General features: G+C 50.3%; 12 protein-coding genes. 1 reads left to right on the forward strand and 11 read right to left on the reverse strand.

Translation table 11 applies throughout. From position 1 onward, the window contains the following. Positions 1-359: 359 nt before the first annotated feature. The 8 genes from CBE73_RS07910 to CBE73_RS07945 form a co-directional block, all read right to left on the reverse strand. Positions 360-992 carry a polysaccharide deacetylase family protein gene (locus tag CBE73_RS07910; protein WP_094093773.1) on the reverse strand — a complete coding sequence of 211 codons (633 nt, stop codon included), beginning with the start codon at positions 990-992 and terminating at the stop codon, positions 360-362. A gap of 16 nt (positions 993-1,008) precedes the next feature. Further along, positions 1,009-1,305 carry a DUF6171 family protein gene (locus CBE73_RS22390; protein WP_094093774.1) on the reverse strand — a complete coding sequence of 99 codons (297 nt, stop codon included), beginning with the start codon at positions 1,303-1,305 and terminating at the stop codon, positions 1,009-1,011. Between the two features lie 4 nt (positions 1,306-1,309). Further along, complete coding sequence (locus CBE73_RS07920) at positions 1,310-2,797, reverse strand: alpha-N-arabinofuranosidase (protein ID WP_094093775.1); 1,488 nt, start codon at positions 2,795-2,797, stop codon at positions 1,310-1,312. Between the two features lie 74 nt (positions 2,798-2,871). After that, positions 2,872-3,729 (reverse strand): carbohydrate ABC transporter permease, encoded by an 858-nt coding sequence (locus tag CBE73_RS07925; RefSeq protein ID WP_229752680.1) that lies wholly within the window; start codon positions 3,727-3,729, stop codon positions 2,872-2,874. 11 nt (positions 3,730-3,740) lie between these two features. Continuing rightward, on the reverse strand, positions 3,741-4,613 hold the full coding sequence (locus CBE73_RS07930) for a carbohydrate ABC transporter permease (RefSeq protein ID WP_237167703.1): 873 nt from the start codon (positions 4,611-4,613) through the stop codon (positions 3,741-3,743). A gap of 66 nt (positions 4,614-4,679) precedes the next feature. Next, positions 4,680-5,996 carry an extracellular solute-binding protein gene (locus CBE73_RS07935; RefSeq protein WP_094093776.1) on the reverse strand — a complete coding sequence of 439 codons (1,317 nt, stop codon included), beginning with the start codon at positions 5,994-5,996 and terminating at the stop codon, positions 4,680-4,682. 113 nt (positions 5,997-6,109) lie between these two features. Continuing rightward, positions 6,110-7,693 carry a response regulator gene (locus CBE73_RS07940; protein ID WP_094093777.1) on the reverse strand — a complete coding sequence of 528 codons (1,584 nt, stop codon included), beginning with the start codon at positions 7,691-7,693 and terminating at the stop codon, positions 6,110-6,112. Further along, a complete protein-coding gene (locus tag CBE73_RS07945; RefSeq protein ID WP_094093778.1) occupies positions 7,681-9,495 on the reverse strand; it encodes a sensor histidine kinase in 1,815 nt (604 codons plus the stop codon). The genes CBE73_RS07940 and CBE73_RS07945 overlap by 13 nt, the downstream gene beginning before the upstream one ends. Positions 9,496-9,988: 493 nt before the next feature. Between CBE73_RS07945 and CBE73_RS07950 the strand changes: the two genes are divergently transcribed. Then, positions 9,989-10,282, forward strand: coding sequence for a hypothetical protein (locus CBE73_RS07950; protein ID WP_094093779.1), 294 nt, complete (start codon positions 9,989-9,991; stop codon positions 10,280-10,282). Positions 10,283-10,656: 374 nt separating this feature from the next. Here CBE73_RS07950 and CBE73_RS07955 read toward each other — a convergent pair whose 3' ends face one another. The 3 genes from CBE73_RS07955 to CBE73_RS07965 form a co-directional block, all read right to left on the reverse strand. Continuing rightward, positions 10,657-11,754: an MBL fold metallo-hydrolase gene (locus CBE73_RS07955; RefSeq protein WP_094093780.1), complete on the reverse strand. Its 1,098-nt coding sequence runs from the start codon at positions 11,752-11,754 to the stop codon at positions 10,657-10,659. A gap of 367 nt (positions 11,755-12,121) precedes the next feature. Beyond that, positions 12,122-13,612 (reverse strand): protein adenylyltransferase SelO, encoded by a 1,491-nt coding sequence (locus tag CBE73_RS07960; protein WP_094093781.1) that lies wholly within the window; start codon positions 13,610-13,612, stop codon positions 12,122-12,124. A 392-nt stretch (positions 13,613-14,004) separates the two neighbouring features. Next, positions 14,005-14,991 carry an SseB family protein gene (locus CBE73_RS07965; protein ID WP_174704683.1) on the reverse strand — a complete coding sequence of 329 codons (987 nt, stop codon included), beginning with the start codon at positions 14,989-14,991 and terminating at the stop codon, positions 14,005-14,007. Positions 14,992-15,313: the final 322 nt, after the last annotated feature.

Here is a 15,313-nt window from a genome sequence, read left to right on the forward strand (position 1 = left end):
AAAAAAAACGGGAAATATTATTGATCTATTATTATTTATACTCGAAATCTTCAGGTCTCCCCCTATCTGCCGACAAGTTTAATGGGTACAGCAAAATGCCGCTCACCTCCTAATCTGCACATGGATACCGGTTGAATTTATTGGTGATAGCGTTTTCATTTATTATTTTAAAAGTAAGCCTTCTGACCTTTGGATGCAATGACATATCCTCATGTATTATTGATCTATAGTCATATTATTCATTTCGACAATAATAGCGGAAATTCGATACTCACAAGAAAAGACGACTCTGAATTCAGCTTATTGTGCTGATTAGAGTCGCCCTAAATAGTGGATGTTCGCTTAGACAACGTTTACTGTTAAACCTGATCAGCGGCGGCTGATTGCAGCAGCTCGCTTACCGTAACACAACTAAATCCTTCCGCTGACAGCTCTTGCACCAAAATCCGCACAGCTTCAACGGTTTGGGACCGCTCGCCATAACCGTCGTGGAATAAGAAAACGCTTCCGCTCTCCACGGTTAGCCGGGTCTGATCCACGATAAAGCCTACTCCGGGCTGCTCCCAGTCCTTGGCTTCCCCATTCACGCATCCTATGGATGTATAGCCCATTTCTGCCGCAAGGGCGATAATTTCAGGTGTGACCGCAAAATAGGGGGGCCTGAAATGGGAAGCCTGTTTCCCTGTCACCTGCCTAATCCGGCTATCTGCAAGCTCCAGTTCGGTACGAACCTCCTTAAGCGTCAGCTTGGTTAGATCAGGATGGGTATAAGTATGATTGGCGATTTCATGCCCTGCTGCATGAACCTCTGCTGCCAAATCCCCGTAAAGTTCGATCTGGCGACCGATCATGAAAAACGTGGCGTGGCCATTAACCTCGCGGAATATATCCATGATCTGCCTCGTATAAAGCGGATCAGGCCCGTCGTCAAAGGTAAAGGCAACCGCTTTTCCCCGGGTCGGGACTTTATTGATCAAACTTAATTCAGCCATACGGCCACTTCCTTCTTTAAGATTTTGCAGATGCAGATGCCTGTTCTGCCTTTTCCCACTTGGAGCCCGCCGGATGGGGGCACTTTTTCCCCGCAAGCTTCCCGCTGACCTCCACCAGGCATCCGCAATGGCTGCATGTTGTTCCGTATACCAGTGACGGGCACGTCCGGCAAACCGCAAGCCGGGTTTGATAAACGGTCTCGCTCACAAAGCTGAAGCCCTTGCCCTCCATCCCTGCGAGGAGTTTTTGGATTTGGGCTTCCGTAACCCATACATCCGCCGAGCAGCCTTTACATGTCTGATTCACGGCCATACGGCTAGGAAAGCAGCGTCAGCACAACGACGGAGGCTGGCGGCAGGACAGCGGATAATCCGTCTGCACTCACACTCCGGACTCCTTCAAAAGCCTGCGGTTTCACCGTTTCCGGCTGGCTAAAGGTGTTGTGCGCATTCATGTCGTTATGGGTAAGCACACGCCCGCTGACCTCCGGAATTCCGGCTAATCCCCTCAGCTGAAGCGAGACGGCAGCCTCACGGTTAGGATCAAGATTGCAGAGGCTGATGTCCAGGGTTCCGTCCGCGCGTTTGGATGCAGATGCGCTGATCTGCGGGATCGACTCGTCCCCCAAGGTGTAATCGCCCGTATCCAGATGGAGTGACAGTGCTTCCGCATCCTGATGGACCTTAAACATTTCGAACACATGGTAGGTTGGAGTCAGCAGCATTTCGGCGCCTTCTGTCAAAATCATGGCCTGCAGGACGTTGACCGTCTGCGCGATATTCGCCATATGAACACGGTCGCAGTGCCGGTGGAAGACATGGAAATGCAGGCCTGCTACAAGCGCGTCGCGCAGCGAATTTTGCTGATAAAGAAAACCGGGATTGGTTCCGGGCTCTACCTGGAACCACGTCCCCCATTCGTCAACAATGAGACCAACCCGTTTCTTCGGATCATGCTGGTCCATGATTGCCTTGTGGCGGGTAATCAGTTCGTCCATCCGGAGCGCCAGCTGCATCGTTTCAAACCACTCCGCTTCGTCAAAGCCGGTCGCCGGACGTTTGACCTCAAATCCTCCAGGCACGGTATAGTTGTGAAGGCTGAGACCGTCCATATACCCGCCGGCTTCACGCATCAGCGTCTCCGTCCAGTTATAGTCATCCGAATTCGCCCCGCCGGCTATCTTGTAGACGCGGTTCTCGCCATAGTTTCGTACGTAAGTCTGAAATCTGCGGTATTCATCAGCATAATAGGCAGGACGCATGTTCCCCCCGCAGCCCCAATTCTCATTTCCGACGCCAAAATATTTCAGCTTCCACGGCTTCTCGCGCCCGTTGGCCTTTCGCCAGTCGGCCATTGGCGATTCACCGTCAAAGGTCATGTATTCGACCCACTCCTGCATTTCCTGAACGGTGCCGCTGCCCACATTCCCGCAAATATAAGGCTCCGTGCCGAGCAGCTCGCACAGGTCCAGAAATTCATGGGTGCCGAAGTGGTTATTCTCCACCACACCGCCCCAATGCGTATTCACCATACGTTTGCGCTGTTCCCTTGGCCCTATGCCGTCCTTCCAGTGATACTCGTCCGCAAAGCAGCCGCCCGGCCAGCGCAGGACGGGGATGCTTAGGTTTCTAAGCGCCTCAAGAACATCGTTCCGGATCCCGCGGGTATTGGGAATCGGTGAATCCTCGCCTACCCAGATCCCCTCATAAATGCAGCGCCCTAAATGTTCTGCAAAATGCCCGTAGATATGGCGGCTGATGGTGCCTGTCGACTGATCTGCATTAACGGTAATGGTAGTGTTCATAGATAAGTCTCCCTTCAGGATCTACTGTTCGATTTGCTAGTTGTCTATGTGGATGGCTATGAGCCAACTGCACCCTATCCCTTAACTGCACCGGCGATCATACTTCTCTGCACCTGTTTGTTGAGCAGCAAATAAATAATAATCGTTGGAATCGTCGTAATCATGAGCCCCGCCCCGATAATCCCCCACTGGGTGATGTAGGTTCCGACCATCGACATCATCCCGACTGTCAGCGTCTGCATAGACTCTTTATTAATAAAGGTCACGGCAAACATCAGCTCGTTCCAGCAGGAAAGAAACGTAAAGATGGCGACCGTCGATATGGCCGGACGAACAAGCGGCAAAATGATGGAAAAGAACGTTCTGTAAATGCCGCACCCGTCTATAACGGCGGCTTCCTCAAGCTCCCGGGGAACCCCCCTAAAGAAGCTGCCGAGAATAAACACGGCCATCGGGATACCAAAAGCAACATAAGGAATAATCAAGGACCAGTAGCTGTTCAGCAGACCTAAATTTTTTAATACCATAAACAGCGGCAGCAATGCCGCATGAATCGGCACCATCATCCCCAGAAGGATAATGGTCAGCGTTAAACCGCTTAATTTCCAGTTCATCCGGGTAATGGCATAACCGGTCATGGACGACAGGATTAGAACAAGAATAATCGATACGGCAGTCACAAATACGCTGTTAAAGAAATAAGTCAAGACATGCCCTTCCGACAGTGCCTTCGCGTAGTTGCTCCAAAGGAACTGTTTAGGAAGGTTCGCCACATCACCGCTGAAGATTTCACTGTTATCTTTAAGTGAGAAGAAGGCCAGCCAAATGAGCGGATAAATCTGTGTAATCGCAATAAGAATTAAAAACGCCTGCAGCAGAATAGTTCCTATGGGCATGGTTTTTTTCGGTAACGCCATTTCAGCCGTACTCACTACTCTCCCCCCTACTCTGTTTTGATGAATTTATTGATGATCAAAGTAACTACTAGGCATTCAAGGATAATGAAGACCGAGATGGCACTGCCATAACCATATCGGTAAGTATCAAAAATCGTTGTGTACATTAAGGTACTCGGCACTTCCGTGGTGAAGAAAGGACCGCCTCCTGTCAGCACATAAATCAGATCGAATACTTTAAATGCACCAATGACAGAGAATACAAGGCATACTTTAAGGACCGGCTTCATTAACGGAATGGTGATTAAGAAGGCTGTCCGCACTCGGGAAGCCCCGTCAATCTTGGCCGCTTCAAAAATATCCTGCGAAATTGACTTCGCTCCCGCATACATCAGCAGCATGTGATACCCGATATACTGCCATAGAGTCGGGATAAACGAGGCAATCAGCGCCGTTTTCTTCTGTCCAAGCCAGTCTTGGGCCAAATGGGAGAGCCCCACATTTTCCAGCAGAGTGTTCAGAAGTCCATAGTCTGCATTATAGATTTTAGACCACAGCTGTGCGATAACTACGGTTGAAATCAATACAGGTATGAAATAAACCGTGCGGTAAAAGCCCTCTCCTTTAACGTTCGATGCTAATATTAGGGCCAGCAAAAGAGATAAAGGCAGCTGGATGAAGATAGAAGCGGCTGCAAACAGCAGCGAATTTTTCATGGAATTCAAGGCTCTCGAATCCGTAAACAATTCCACGTAGTTATGGAACCCGATATACGCTCCTTTGCCGACGCCATTCCAATCCAGCAAACTATAATAACTCGAAACGAAGATCGGAACCAAAACAATCGCACAAAAGATAAGGAGGGTAGGAAGAACAAATATCGTTATGGCTGTTTTATTTGAAAATACAGAATTCATCATCGTCCTCCTCTCAAAGATGTGATCAGGAAAAACTCCTGACCACATCTTGTTTAGGTTTATTTCATGTTAAAGGCTCAGCTCTGTCGGCTGAAGCTGGGCCATCAGTTTGCAGAATTCCTCAGGCGTGATGTCGCCTGCCAGAAGCTGCGCAATCAAGTTCTTATGGGTTTCAGCGGATTCTGCCGGGAGAATGTTATCCCACCAAGCGATAAACGAGGTTGCGGTCTTCATAATTTCTGCACTGGACAGGTCCAGCGAGGACAATCCGGAAGTATCGAGCCCGTCCGTTTTCCAGCTTGGAAGTCCTGCTCCGGCCAGGTAACCCTGTGTGCCGAGCTGCTCGCTTAGGTATTTCAGGAACTCGGCTGCTTCTTTAGGGTGTTTGGTGGTGCTGCTGATATAGAAGCCGTCGACGGCTCCGCCGAAAATTTCGGTGTTTGTTCCTTTACCGTCTTCAAAGACCGGGAACGGGATGACTTTAACCTTGCCTTTGGCGGCGGAGGAAGGATCTTCAATACCGGCATTTACCCAGTTGGCCTGAACCATCATAGCCCCATTCCCGGCATTAAAGGCGCCCAGCATTTCATCATAGCTCATGCTGAACATGCTGCTGTTGAATGCGCCAGCTTTGGCCAGCTCCTGCATTTTTGCCGCTGCAGCTACAAAATCCGGAGAATTCCATTTCGACGGATCTTTGAACGCCTCTTTAACCGCCTCATTTCCGGCCTGGCGCATCGCAATGATGTCGTACCAGTACATGCCCGGCCAGCGGTCTTTTTCCCCGATTAACGCCGGCGTGATTCCCGCCGCTTTCAGCTTATCCACGGCATCCAGCAGTTCCTTATAGGTTGTCGGGAGTTTGGCGCCTGCTTTATCAAACAATTCGGTATTCACGTAAAGGTTCGCAATATGAGTATAGACGGGCAGGGTATAAATTTTTCCGTCATTCTCGATCGCTTCCGCCATGCCCGGTCCCAGTTTAGCCTTGAGATCATCCGTCAGATAACTCGAGATGTCGAGGACATTGCCGGATTTGATGTAAGGCTCCATAAAACTTCCTCCGCCCATACCGTAAAAAACATCAGGAGCTTCGCCGGCGGCAATTGAAGTTTTGATCTTGGTCTTATACTGCTCGCCTGTAGTCCCCGTCCGTTCAATCTGAATGTCCGGATGGTCGCTGTTCCATTTGTCAATAATCGTCGGCAGCAGCTTCGCAGTAGGATCTGTGTTGCCTACGGATTGATCCCAAAGGGTCAACTTAATGGATCCGCTTTCATTTGATTGCGCTCCATTCGAAGATGATCCGGACGAACACGCGGCGAGGCTGCCTGCCAATCCTACAGCCAAAATGACACCCATCGTTCTTTTTAATAACGCTTTCATTATTGAACCTCCCCATGAATGTTTGCTGTTTCTATAAGGAATTTTAGGGAAATTCCCCCTTAAGCTCCATTCAAAATCCAGACATCACCTTTTAAAATTCAAACATCTTCCCGCTACTCCCTGCAGTTCCTATATTCATTCATGGATCGGCCCATGTTCTTTTTAAATAAGATACTGAAATAATGCGGGTCCGTAATACCCACCTGTTCGCCGATTTCATACCCTTTTAAGTCCGTTTGTTTCAGCAGCATCTCCGCCTTCTTCATGCGTAAATTTGTTAAGTACTCAACAAAGGTCTGCCCGGTCTCCTTCTTCATTAGCCGTCCCAAATGTCCCGGACTGACAAAAAAAGCAGCCGCCGTACTCGCTAATCCCACCTCAGGATTGCTGATATTATGCTCCAGGTAATCTTTCACCTGGCTGATCAGATTGCCTACTTTAGCTTCCTGTCTGGAATAGATAACGCCGGCAACATGCAGAACATACCGCTCCAGGCTCTGCATTAATTGCGGTAAAAGCTCGGCGGTAAGAATAGACACCAACGTTTCCTTGTCAAACACGTGTTCATTTTCGATTTGCTGTTCAATCGCCGCACGCTGACACTCCATAATGACATCCATGGCTGCCATCCGGAACTGTGATACCGAGGCAAACGAAACATCAAAGATCTGACCTAAAGTCTGGGACGCACGTTCAGACGAGCCTACACTTATGTAGAACTGGAGCTGACGAAGGAGCTCCGTATTCGAACGGTACTGTTCATCCCCGCCCTCAACGATATCTTCAAAACAGACAACCTGATTTTTCCCCACGAAAGCTTGATAATGCAGAGCGCGGCAGGCCTCCTCATACCCGAGATGTGCCGCCTCTATATGTTCATGTCTCCGCCCGATGCCGATGCTCACTGTACATGTGCCCAAATGGAGCAAATTTGCCATCAGCCATTCGCAGTCAGAGACAAGATGGTTGTCTTGGCTCTGGGAAATCAGCACGATCTGATTCCGGGTATCCGTCAAAATAATGACCTGTGAGTTGTCCTTGTAAAAGGCTTCAATCTTATTCCTGCATTCCATCCGTAATAGAATCAGCTGCTCCTCGGTATGCGTCGCTGAGACAGAAGAAATTTCCATTACAGCGATTTGAAATGCTTCTGTGCCACGTCCCATAGGGACTTGAAAATACGCCGCTTTTTCATAAATTTCTTCTTTAGAGAGAGAGCCGTTCAGCCAGTGGTATAGAAATTTTTCCTTCAGATAAGGAAGGTTTCTCCTCAGTTCCTCTTTCAGAACTTCCATTTCCTTTTCACGCGTGCGCTCTTCTTCAATCGTTTTTCTTAGCTTTTCAGTTACACTAAGCAGTTCTGAAGCGTGAATCGGCTTCAAAATAAAATCCGAAATCCCGATTTTGATGCTTTTGCGTGCATATTCAAACTCGTCGTGGCCGGTCACAATTACGATTTTGATATCGGGATACTTCTTTAACACTCTTTCGCTAAACTCAATTCCGTCGATAGAAGGCATGTAAATATCGGTGAAAATAACATCCGGTCTGTGCTTATCCACAAACTCAAGAGCTTCGGCGGCATGAGCGGCTTCCCCGATTATTTTCATGCCCTGCTTCTCCCAATCAATGCGCATTCTGAGCAAATTCCGTATTAGATATTCATCATCGACAATTAAGACCTTTAGTTCCCCCATCCCAGATCAGCTCCATTCGGTATGATTAATGTAATCCTAGTTCCCTTCAAGGGTTCACTCTCGATTTGGACACAGTCTTTATCTTCATAAAAAATGCGCAGGCGCTCCATTGTTCCCCAAAGACCAAAACTTTTGTTTTGGCCTTTTCTTTCTGTGTTTAAAATCTCCTCAATTTCTTCCCCAGACATCCCCACGCCATCATCAGCTATGGTAATCACGACATTCTCGTTTGTCCCCTTCACACTGATTCCTATCTTTCCTGGGGAACCTTTAGGACGTATTCCATGATAAAGAGAGTTTTCTACCAACGGCTGCATGACCAGCTTCGGAATTGGAGTCTGCCTGCACTCCTCATCCATCTCGAACTGAACATCAAAGACATCCTGATAACGTGTTTTCTGAATAATTAAATAATTCCGGACAATTTCAATTTCTTCCCCGACCGTAATGACTTCCCTTCCTTTATTCACGCTTAATCGGTAATAACTGCCTAATGCCTCAATCAATTCACATACCTGATCATTTAATCCCGACAGGGCTAACGAGGTTATGGAATCCAGCGTGTTATATAGAAAATGCGGTTTAATTTGAGCTTGCAGTGTAGTCAGCTCCGCCTTACGGAGGGTATTCTGCTCTTCAATAATTCGCTTAAGCATCTGCTCAATTTGTTCGATCATCTGGTTGTATCCCCTATACAGCTGTTCGAACTCATAGCTGTTCAATTCAACGTTCACTTTTCTGAAGTTCCCGCTTGGCGCCTTGTACATGGCCCGAAGAAGCTTATGAATAGGTTTAATGATGCTTCGTGAGATAATAAAAGAACTTACAAAAAATACGGTTCCATTTATGACTAGCAAAATCAGGGCTAAAAGCACCAATGACTTATTTCTGGAATCAATCGTTTCATAGGAGTTTATGCTGATAAACCTCCAATTGTAGGCTCCACCGGACAGATAAGATACCGTGTATTTTTGTGAACCCGCATTTAGGGTCTGAAATCCTGAACCGCTCTGATCGAACTTTTCTTGAAGTTTCTCTTTATTTGATGTGATTAGCTGCTGAAGGCCGGTACCGTTTTGGTCAAAAGCCGGATTAGCTATGATGGTCTGATTGTTCTCATCCAGGATCGCAATATGAAATGAATCTTGATTCAGCAGGCTGGAGTACGCCTGAACAAAGGAGCTTGCTTTAATGTTTAGGACCAACACCCCTAAAGGGGAAGTGTCATCAATATCCCGGATCAGCCGGATAAACGAAATAAAATTTCCTTTGACGGTTCCTTCCGAGAAAGCTCCGCTGCCGTTCAGCCTTAGCAGGTATTTACCTTTATTTTGAACCACCTGATCGTACCACGATGCGTCCTGCACATTTACCTCCTTAAAAGTGGGCAGTTCTTGAGTGCCGACCGAGAAGCGATGACCCGAATTGTCAAAAATATAGACCGAATCAATAATTGGAACCGCTTGCATAAGGTTGTACAGATACGAACTTACTTTGGATTGGGTATCCAGATTAGCATATAAGTTCCCTTGCCTCAGCAAGTTTTGCAGATTATGATCCGAGAAAATCATTTTAGAATAATTATTGACATTGCCAATCATTAAATCGACATTGGCCTGTATGGAGGCGATGGTTTGCAGAGATGCTTCATTGATTTTCTTTTGGGCTGAATTTGAGGAAATTTTGTTAAGGACCAAATAACTGAACCCTACGGTAATTAAAATGATAAGGAAATAAGCAAAGGGAATTTTAAAGGCTAGTTTTTTGGGTTTACCGAGAAATATAGTTTTGGAATAATTCACGAGTTCTCCCTCCGATTCTTTAGGGTTCCCAGCATACAGGCATGCGAGCCTCTCTCCAAGAGTATGAAAAAGTTACTTATAACACAACTTGTAAGGCTAAAAAAAACACATCGAGCAATAGCACTCTCTCCATGTGGTTTTGGCCTTCGTTTCTCTCTATATGATCTTGCTTGCTGATATCTTAGTTGCTGTGAGTGAAGATTATTCATTTGTCCGCTTGGCTCCATTGCATACTTGATTCTAGCATTGAACGGAAATAATAGCATCATAATTGTAAGCGTTTAAACCTAGAAGGAGACGACGAATCTTAATTTGTTCCCTCTATTATTCCACTGATTGGGCTGGATAGGTCCCCTGAGCTCACCCGTCCGGGCTTTGCGTTGACGATGATATTGAAAGCCATCTCAAACGAGTGTCCAAATCCGTTATTTTACCTCCTTTTAAATCTAACAGGATATGGTACAATATCCCAAAATGCATAAGGAGTGATTTCATGTTACGTTGGTCCCCCATCGAAAATGCAAAGATAATTGGTGTGCTTCCTGAATATCGCGATCTTATCAAAAACGGTGGTTATACGGCATCGAAAGCTTCTAATGTAATTGCTAACCAGCTTTTAAAGGACGATACAGCTGGTGTTTTTTCCAAAAGAACCCGTAATGTTAAACATATCCTTCATACCCTTGAACAACATATCCAAAGGATGGATGGCATCGCAGCGGGCAGTTTAAAACCCATTCATGCAGAGGAACCAAATTGGGCGGGCTGCTTCCCTTATCCTTATTAAAGAACTGTTCCCGGGCTGACCATTCATCCTTTTGTTCCCCACCCTAAGCAGAAGAGGCGAGCCCAACAGGCTCGCCTCTTCTCTATAACTCGATCCTAATCCCAACCAAATCCAACAACCAAACCAAACTAAACCATACAAGCCGCCGGTTCGCTTCCGACAACTGGCCGATTAAAACTCGAAAGATACTTTAGTTCCAGCCTCAAGCAGAGGACAGTCCCAGGCGGCCGCGTACAAAGCCGCTTTCTTGTTGGTTTAGCGCTTATCGCTTGCCGCCTGACGCGGAGCAGCTAAACTACCGGCTTTTGCTGCCTGCCAGCAACCGTGGCGCTTGCGCCATGACCGGCCTAAATTCAAATGCAGCCATACGCTGTTTAGTCCCACCAGGTCTCCTTAGGGTAGTCCGGATCTCCGATATAGACCGGCTCGCCGATTTTTGGCGTGGCGATGGGCACGCCTTGGCGCTGGGCTTCGGCGTTCGCGCGGCGGACCGGATCGTTCCAATCGTGCAGCGACAAAGTGAATGCCCCCCAATGGATCGGAACGAGCACGCCTCCTTGTACGTCCATATGAGCCTGAACCGTCTGTTCCGGCAGCATGTGGATGTCGCTCCAACGCGGATCGTATTGACCGCACTCCATCAAGGCCAGATCAAAGGGGCCATGCTTCTCGCCAATCTGCTTGAAATGCGGGCCATATCCGCTGTCTCCGCTGAAAAAAACCTTCCGCTCGGGGGACGCGATCACCCAGGAGCACCACAAGGTGATATCCCGGTTGGCCAGCCCCCGGCCCGAGAAATGACGGGCGGGCGTGCAGGCGAGCCGCAAGCCATTCCAGTCAAACTCCTCCCCCCAGTCATGTTCGCTGATCCGCCCCGGCTCTACGCCCCACCGTTCCAGGTGGCTGCCGACACCGAGCGGAACGAAAAAGCGCCCTACTTTATCCTTTAATTTCCGGATCGTGCCGTAATCCAAATGATCATAATGGTCGTGGGACAGAATCACGGCATCAATCTCCGGCAAGTCCTCCGGCTCAACCGGCAGCTGCCGGTTATACCGTTTGCCTCCGAAGGGAGGGACCGGTGTAGGCGACAGGCCCAGCATCGGATCAAGCAGAAGACGTTTGCCCCCAAGGTGCAGCAGCAGCGCCGAATGGCCAAGCCAAACCACCCTATCGTGGTCCCGATCCTCCAGCGCCTCGCGCCCCAGTTTCACGATCGGCAGCGTCCGGTCCGGCCGGACCCGCGGATTGCCGCGCAGGTAGTCCCGCAGCAACGAAACCATGTTGCCCGACGAAGGCTGGAAGGAAGAGGTTGGCTCCGTGTAGGCAAACTTTTTGCCCCGCCATTGAGGGGACTGCGCGTAACGCGCTCTATTGGCTGCCGAAGCTGTTCCGCCAAAGGACGGATTCAGCCTGATAAACAAGGTAATGCCAATGAGGAGAGCTAATACAACAATCAATACGATAAACATGTAAAATACCGCCTTTTCCTACATGAAGAGTGGATGATGAGTTGGTTCAAACAGAGTATACTGCATGGCGGGGGACGTTGCCAAATGCAGACATGCTGGAACTCGGGCCGGCACATGAATAAAGAGCCGTTGGTGAACCACACCCCCAATTGTTAAGTGTGACTAACAATGGGGGGTACAGTTCAGATACGGCTCTTACAGCGAAAAACTTAAAAGAATTAGAGGTAAACAAGAGACATCTGGTTTGATTTGATTATGATGTGATTTGATTATGATGTGATTTGATTATGATGTGATTTCAGTGGTCACGAATAGATCGTTAGGGGAACTGGGGAGTTCCCCAGGGTTCATCAGGCCTGCCGACCGATCACGTCCCGCAAAATGTGCGGTAAGGCCGGTCGCACGCCGCCGGCAGCTCCGCGAATTCCGCCTGCTCCGGCGTATGGGCGAAAGGCTGCGCCAATACCTTAAGCAGGCGCTGCATCACGCTGTAATCGTCCCGTTCTACGGCGGCTTCAAGCGCTTCCTCCACCCGGTGGTTGCGCGGGATCACCGCTGGGTTGCTGCGGCGCATCAACTCGCGGACGGTTTCTGGGGACTCCATCTGCCCGGCGAGTCTCGCCTGCCACCGCGCAAGCCAATCCGACCACTCGGAGGTGCCGGCCATCGCCGGTTCCTCCAGACGGCCAAAGGTCAAAGCGAGGAACGTGTTGGTAAAATCGGCGTGGTGCTGGTGCATCAGGTCAAGCAGGTCTTTGATGAGGACGACATCCTCTGCCTGTTCATCAAACAGTCCCAGCTTCGACCGCATGCCTTGCAGCCATGCCGCTTCGAACTGTCCGGCGAAGCCTTTAAGCGCTTCTTCAGCCAGCTGGACGGCCTGCTCTTCCTCGTCGTGCAGCAGCGGCAGCAGGCTCTCGGCGAACCGGGACAGGTTCCATACCGCGATGGACGGCTGATTGCCGTAGGCATAGCGGCCCTGACGGTCGATGGAACTGAATACGGTCGCCGGATCATACGCGTCCATAAAGGCGCATGGCCCATAGTCGATCGTCTCGCCGCTGAGGACCATGTTATCGGTGTTCATTACCCCGTGGATGAACCCGACGAGCTGCCACTTGGCGATCAGGGAGGCTTGGCGCTGGATCGCCTCCCGTAACAGCGCCAGATAGCGCCCGTCCTTGCCGGTATCGGCGAGAGTGGCCAGCTGCGGGTAGTGGCGCTGGATCACGTAGTCGGCGAGCGTGCGGACGTCCGCCGGCTCGCCGAATTGCGCGGCGTATTGGAACGTGCCGACGCGCACGTGGCTGGCGGCAATGCGGGTGAGAATCGCCCCGCATAAGCCTTGTTCGCGGACCACCGTCTCCCCGGTGGTCACCACTGCCAGGCTGCGGGTCGTCGGAATGCCCAGCGCGTGCATCGCCTCGCTGATGATATACTCCCGCAGCATCGGGCCCAGCGCGGCGCGCCCGTCGCCGCCGCGCGAATACGGCGTCCGGCCGGAGCCCTTAAGCTGGATGTCGAAGCGATCGCCGCCAGGCGCGATCTGCTCTCCGAGCAGCAGGGCCCGGCCGTCCCCCAGCATCGTGAAATACCCGAACTGGTGGCCCGCATAAGCTTGGGCCAGCGGCTCCGCTCCCGGCGGCAGCCCGCTCCCCGCAAGGACGGCAACGTTCACTTCGCTTCGGAGCTCCGCGGGGTCCAAGCCAAGCTCCGCCGCGAGCGGTTCGTTCAGTACGATTAGCTTCGGCGACCGGACCGGCTTGGCCTCCTGCTTCGTGAAGAAGAACTCCGGCAAACGGGCATAGGTGTTATCGAAATTCCATCCGGTTTGTGAATTTTGGTTTGATTGGCTCATCAGCTTCTCCTTCGTTATCCGTTATCGTCCTGCCGGTCTCCCGCAGGACGTGATTACATTAATATGCTGGGTGAGTGCGCGTAACGACGTAACTGAAGTGCGTTCCTCACTGAACCTGCTGGCTTCACACACGTCTGCCGGATCATCCGACGCTCCGCTGTCCGTACTCCATAAAGCGAGGTCAAACGGCCTGTATTTCCCGACAGTTTCCTTGAAACTATCAGGACAAAACGATATCACCCGGATGGACCTCCATCTCTGATTTGAACGAATGACTTTCACCAGGAAGGTTGTGCCAAATCCGAACGATTTATACAACGGTAAGAGCTGCCGCGAGTTACTATTGCGGGCTACTGTTGCAGGCTACTCTTGCAAGCTGCTGCGGACTTCTGTTACTTTAAACCTCGCTCCTGACGGAAAGCCTCGATCCGCTCCCGGTTGTTCGCGTCGATTCGCAGCGGGATGCCTCGGCAGTTGAGTACGATGCCATCCATGTTTCCAGACACCGCCAGCAGGTCGTCGTAAGCGGCAATGTTGCTGCTCCAGGCCGTTTTGTCGTAAACCTTCTCGAACTCCGGCCAATCCGTAAACGCAGGGAGCCAAGCCGAACCGTCTTCTGCACTTAACACGCCGAATTGAATGACGGTCCCTTGCTTCAACGTTTTTACACCTTGCTCATCCGTGGGCGAACGATCGGATTCCTTCAACTGCATGGGCAGCAAATACCTCGCCTGCAGAATCTCATCAAGCATTTCCGCCTCCAGCACGTTCAACTCCCGCCCACGGGCTTCCTGATCGCCTGTCGGCGCATGAAGCGTTTGGAAGAAGCGGATCATCGCCCGCTGCAGCCCCGGATTTGTGACGGGAACGCTGATTTCCGGCGTTCCGGTCCAATCCGGCGGCGGCATGATGTCATCCCGGTTCAATTCGATGTGATACTGCCCGTTGTCCACAAGAATTTTCGGTAATCCCAGAATATGAAACTCCCCGAAGGTCCTCAGCACCTCCTCCCCGCCGATAGGCTTCATCTCCAGCATCAGCAGCTGCTGCCGGAAATAATCCTCCGCGTTCGCGGCATAGGCCTCCTGCGAGAACATCCAGACCCGGTCTTCCCCATCTACATAAGGATAACCGGTTGTCTTGCCGCAAGCGAGATACAGCGTATCGGCATGCTTAATCTTGTCTAGCAGCACGCCTGTAATCCCCTTAATCCGCTCGTCCAGATATACGTCCGGAAAAGCTTCCTCCACCTTAAACCGCTTGGCGGTATGCACTAAGAAAATCAGTTCCTGGATTTCCAGCCCTCCGAGCTCTTCCTGCGAAATCTCTGGCGTTAACAAAAACCTCCGCCCGATCTCGTCTTTCCGTTCCTCGTTCATCCGGCACCCCACTTCTCTCCTTGTTTGAGTACAGTATAACTTATTCCCGCTCGTCTACGGCAAGCAAAAGCCACTTACTTCCCCTTCCGCTGCGCCAAGAGAACCTCAAACCATTCCTCGAAAAATGGTCCTGGGAGAAAGTCCTCGTGCTCCCCGGCCTCGTTCCATGGTAGCAATGCGAGTATTGGGCGAATTGGCGGGGCTGATTGAGTGTATAGGAAAAGCTTAGAGAAAAAGCTTAGGCGTAGTAGAAGCCCCCGGCTAGCCGGGGGCTTGTTTGGTGTGTTCTTTCATTATTGTTTGAAAATTTAGCATGGCTCTG

This window comes from Paenibacillus physcomitrellae (genome assembly GCF_002240225.1).
In the GTDB taxonomy this organism is placed as follows: Bacteria; Bacillota; Bacilli; order Paenibacillales; family Paenibacillaceae; genus Fontibacillus; species Fontibacillus physcomitrellae.

Bases quoted from the DNA above. Each gene is read 5' to 3' on its own strand.
- CBE73_RS07940 (WP_094093777.1), bottom strand. From the start codon at position 7,693: ATGGGGGAACTAAAGGTCTTAATTGTCGATGATGAATATCTAATACGG.
- CBE73_RS07930 (WP_237167703.1), bottom strand. From the start codon at position 4,613: ATGATGAATTCTGTATTTTCAAATAAAACAGCCATAACGATATTTGTT.
- CBE73_RS07950 (WP_094093779.1), top strand. From the start codon at position 9,989: ATGTTACGTTGGTCCCCCATCGAAAATGCAAAGATAATTGGTGTGCTT.
- CBE73_RS07920 (WP_094093775.1), bottom strand. From the start codon at position 2,797: ATGAACACTACCATTACCGTTAATGCAGATCAGTCGACAGGCACCATC.
- CBE73_RS07965 (WP_174704683.1), bottom strand. From the start codon at position 14,991: ATGAACGAGGAACGGAAAGACGAGATCGGGCGGAGGTTTTTGTTAACG.
- CBE73_RS07960 (WP_094093781.1), bottom strand. From the start codon at position 13,612: ATGAGCCAATCAAACCAAAATTCACAAACCGGATGGAATTTCGATAAC.
- CBE73_RS07935 (WP_094093776.1), bottom strand. From the start codon at position 5,996: ATGAAAGCGTTATTAAAAAGAACGATGGGTGTCATTTTGGCTGTAGGA.
- CBE73_RS07910 (WP_094093773.1), bottom strand. From the start codon at position 992: ATGGCTGAATTAAGTTTGATCAATAAAGTCCCGACCCGGGGAAAAGCG.
- CBE73_RS22390 (WP_094093774.1), bottom strand. From the start codon at position 1,305: ATGGCCGTGAATCAGACATGTAAAGGCTGCTCGGCGGATGTATGGGTT.
- CBE73_RS07955 (WP_094093780.1), bottom strand. From the start codon at position 11,754: ATGTTTATCGTATTGATTGTTGTATTAGCTCTCCTCATTGGCATTACC.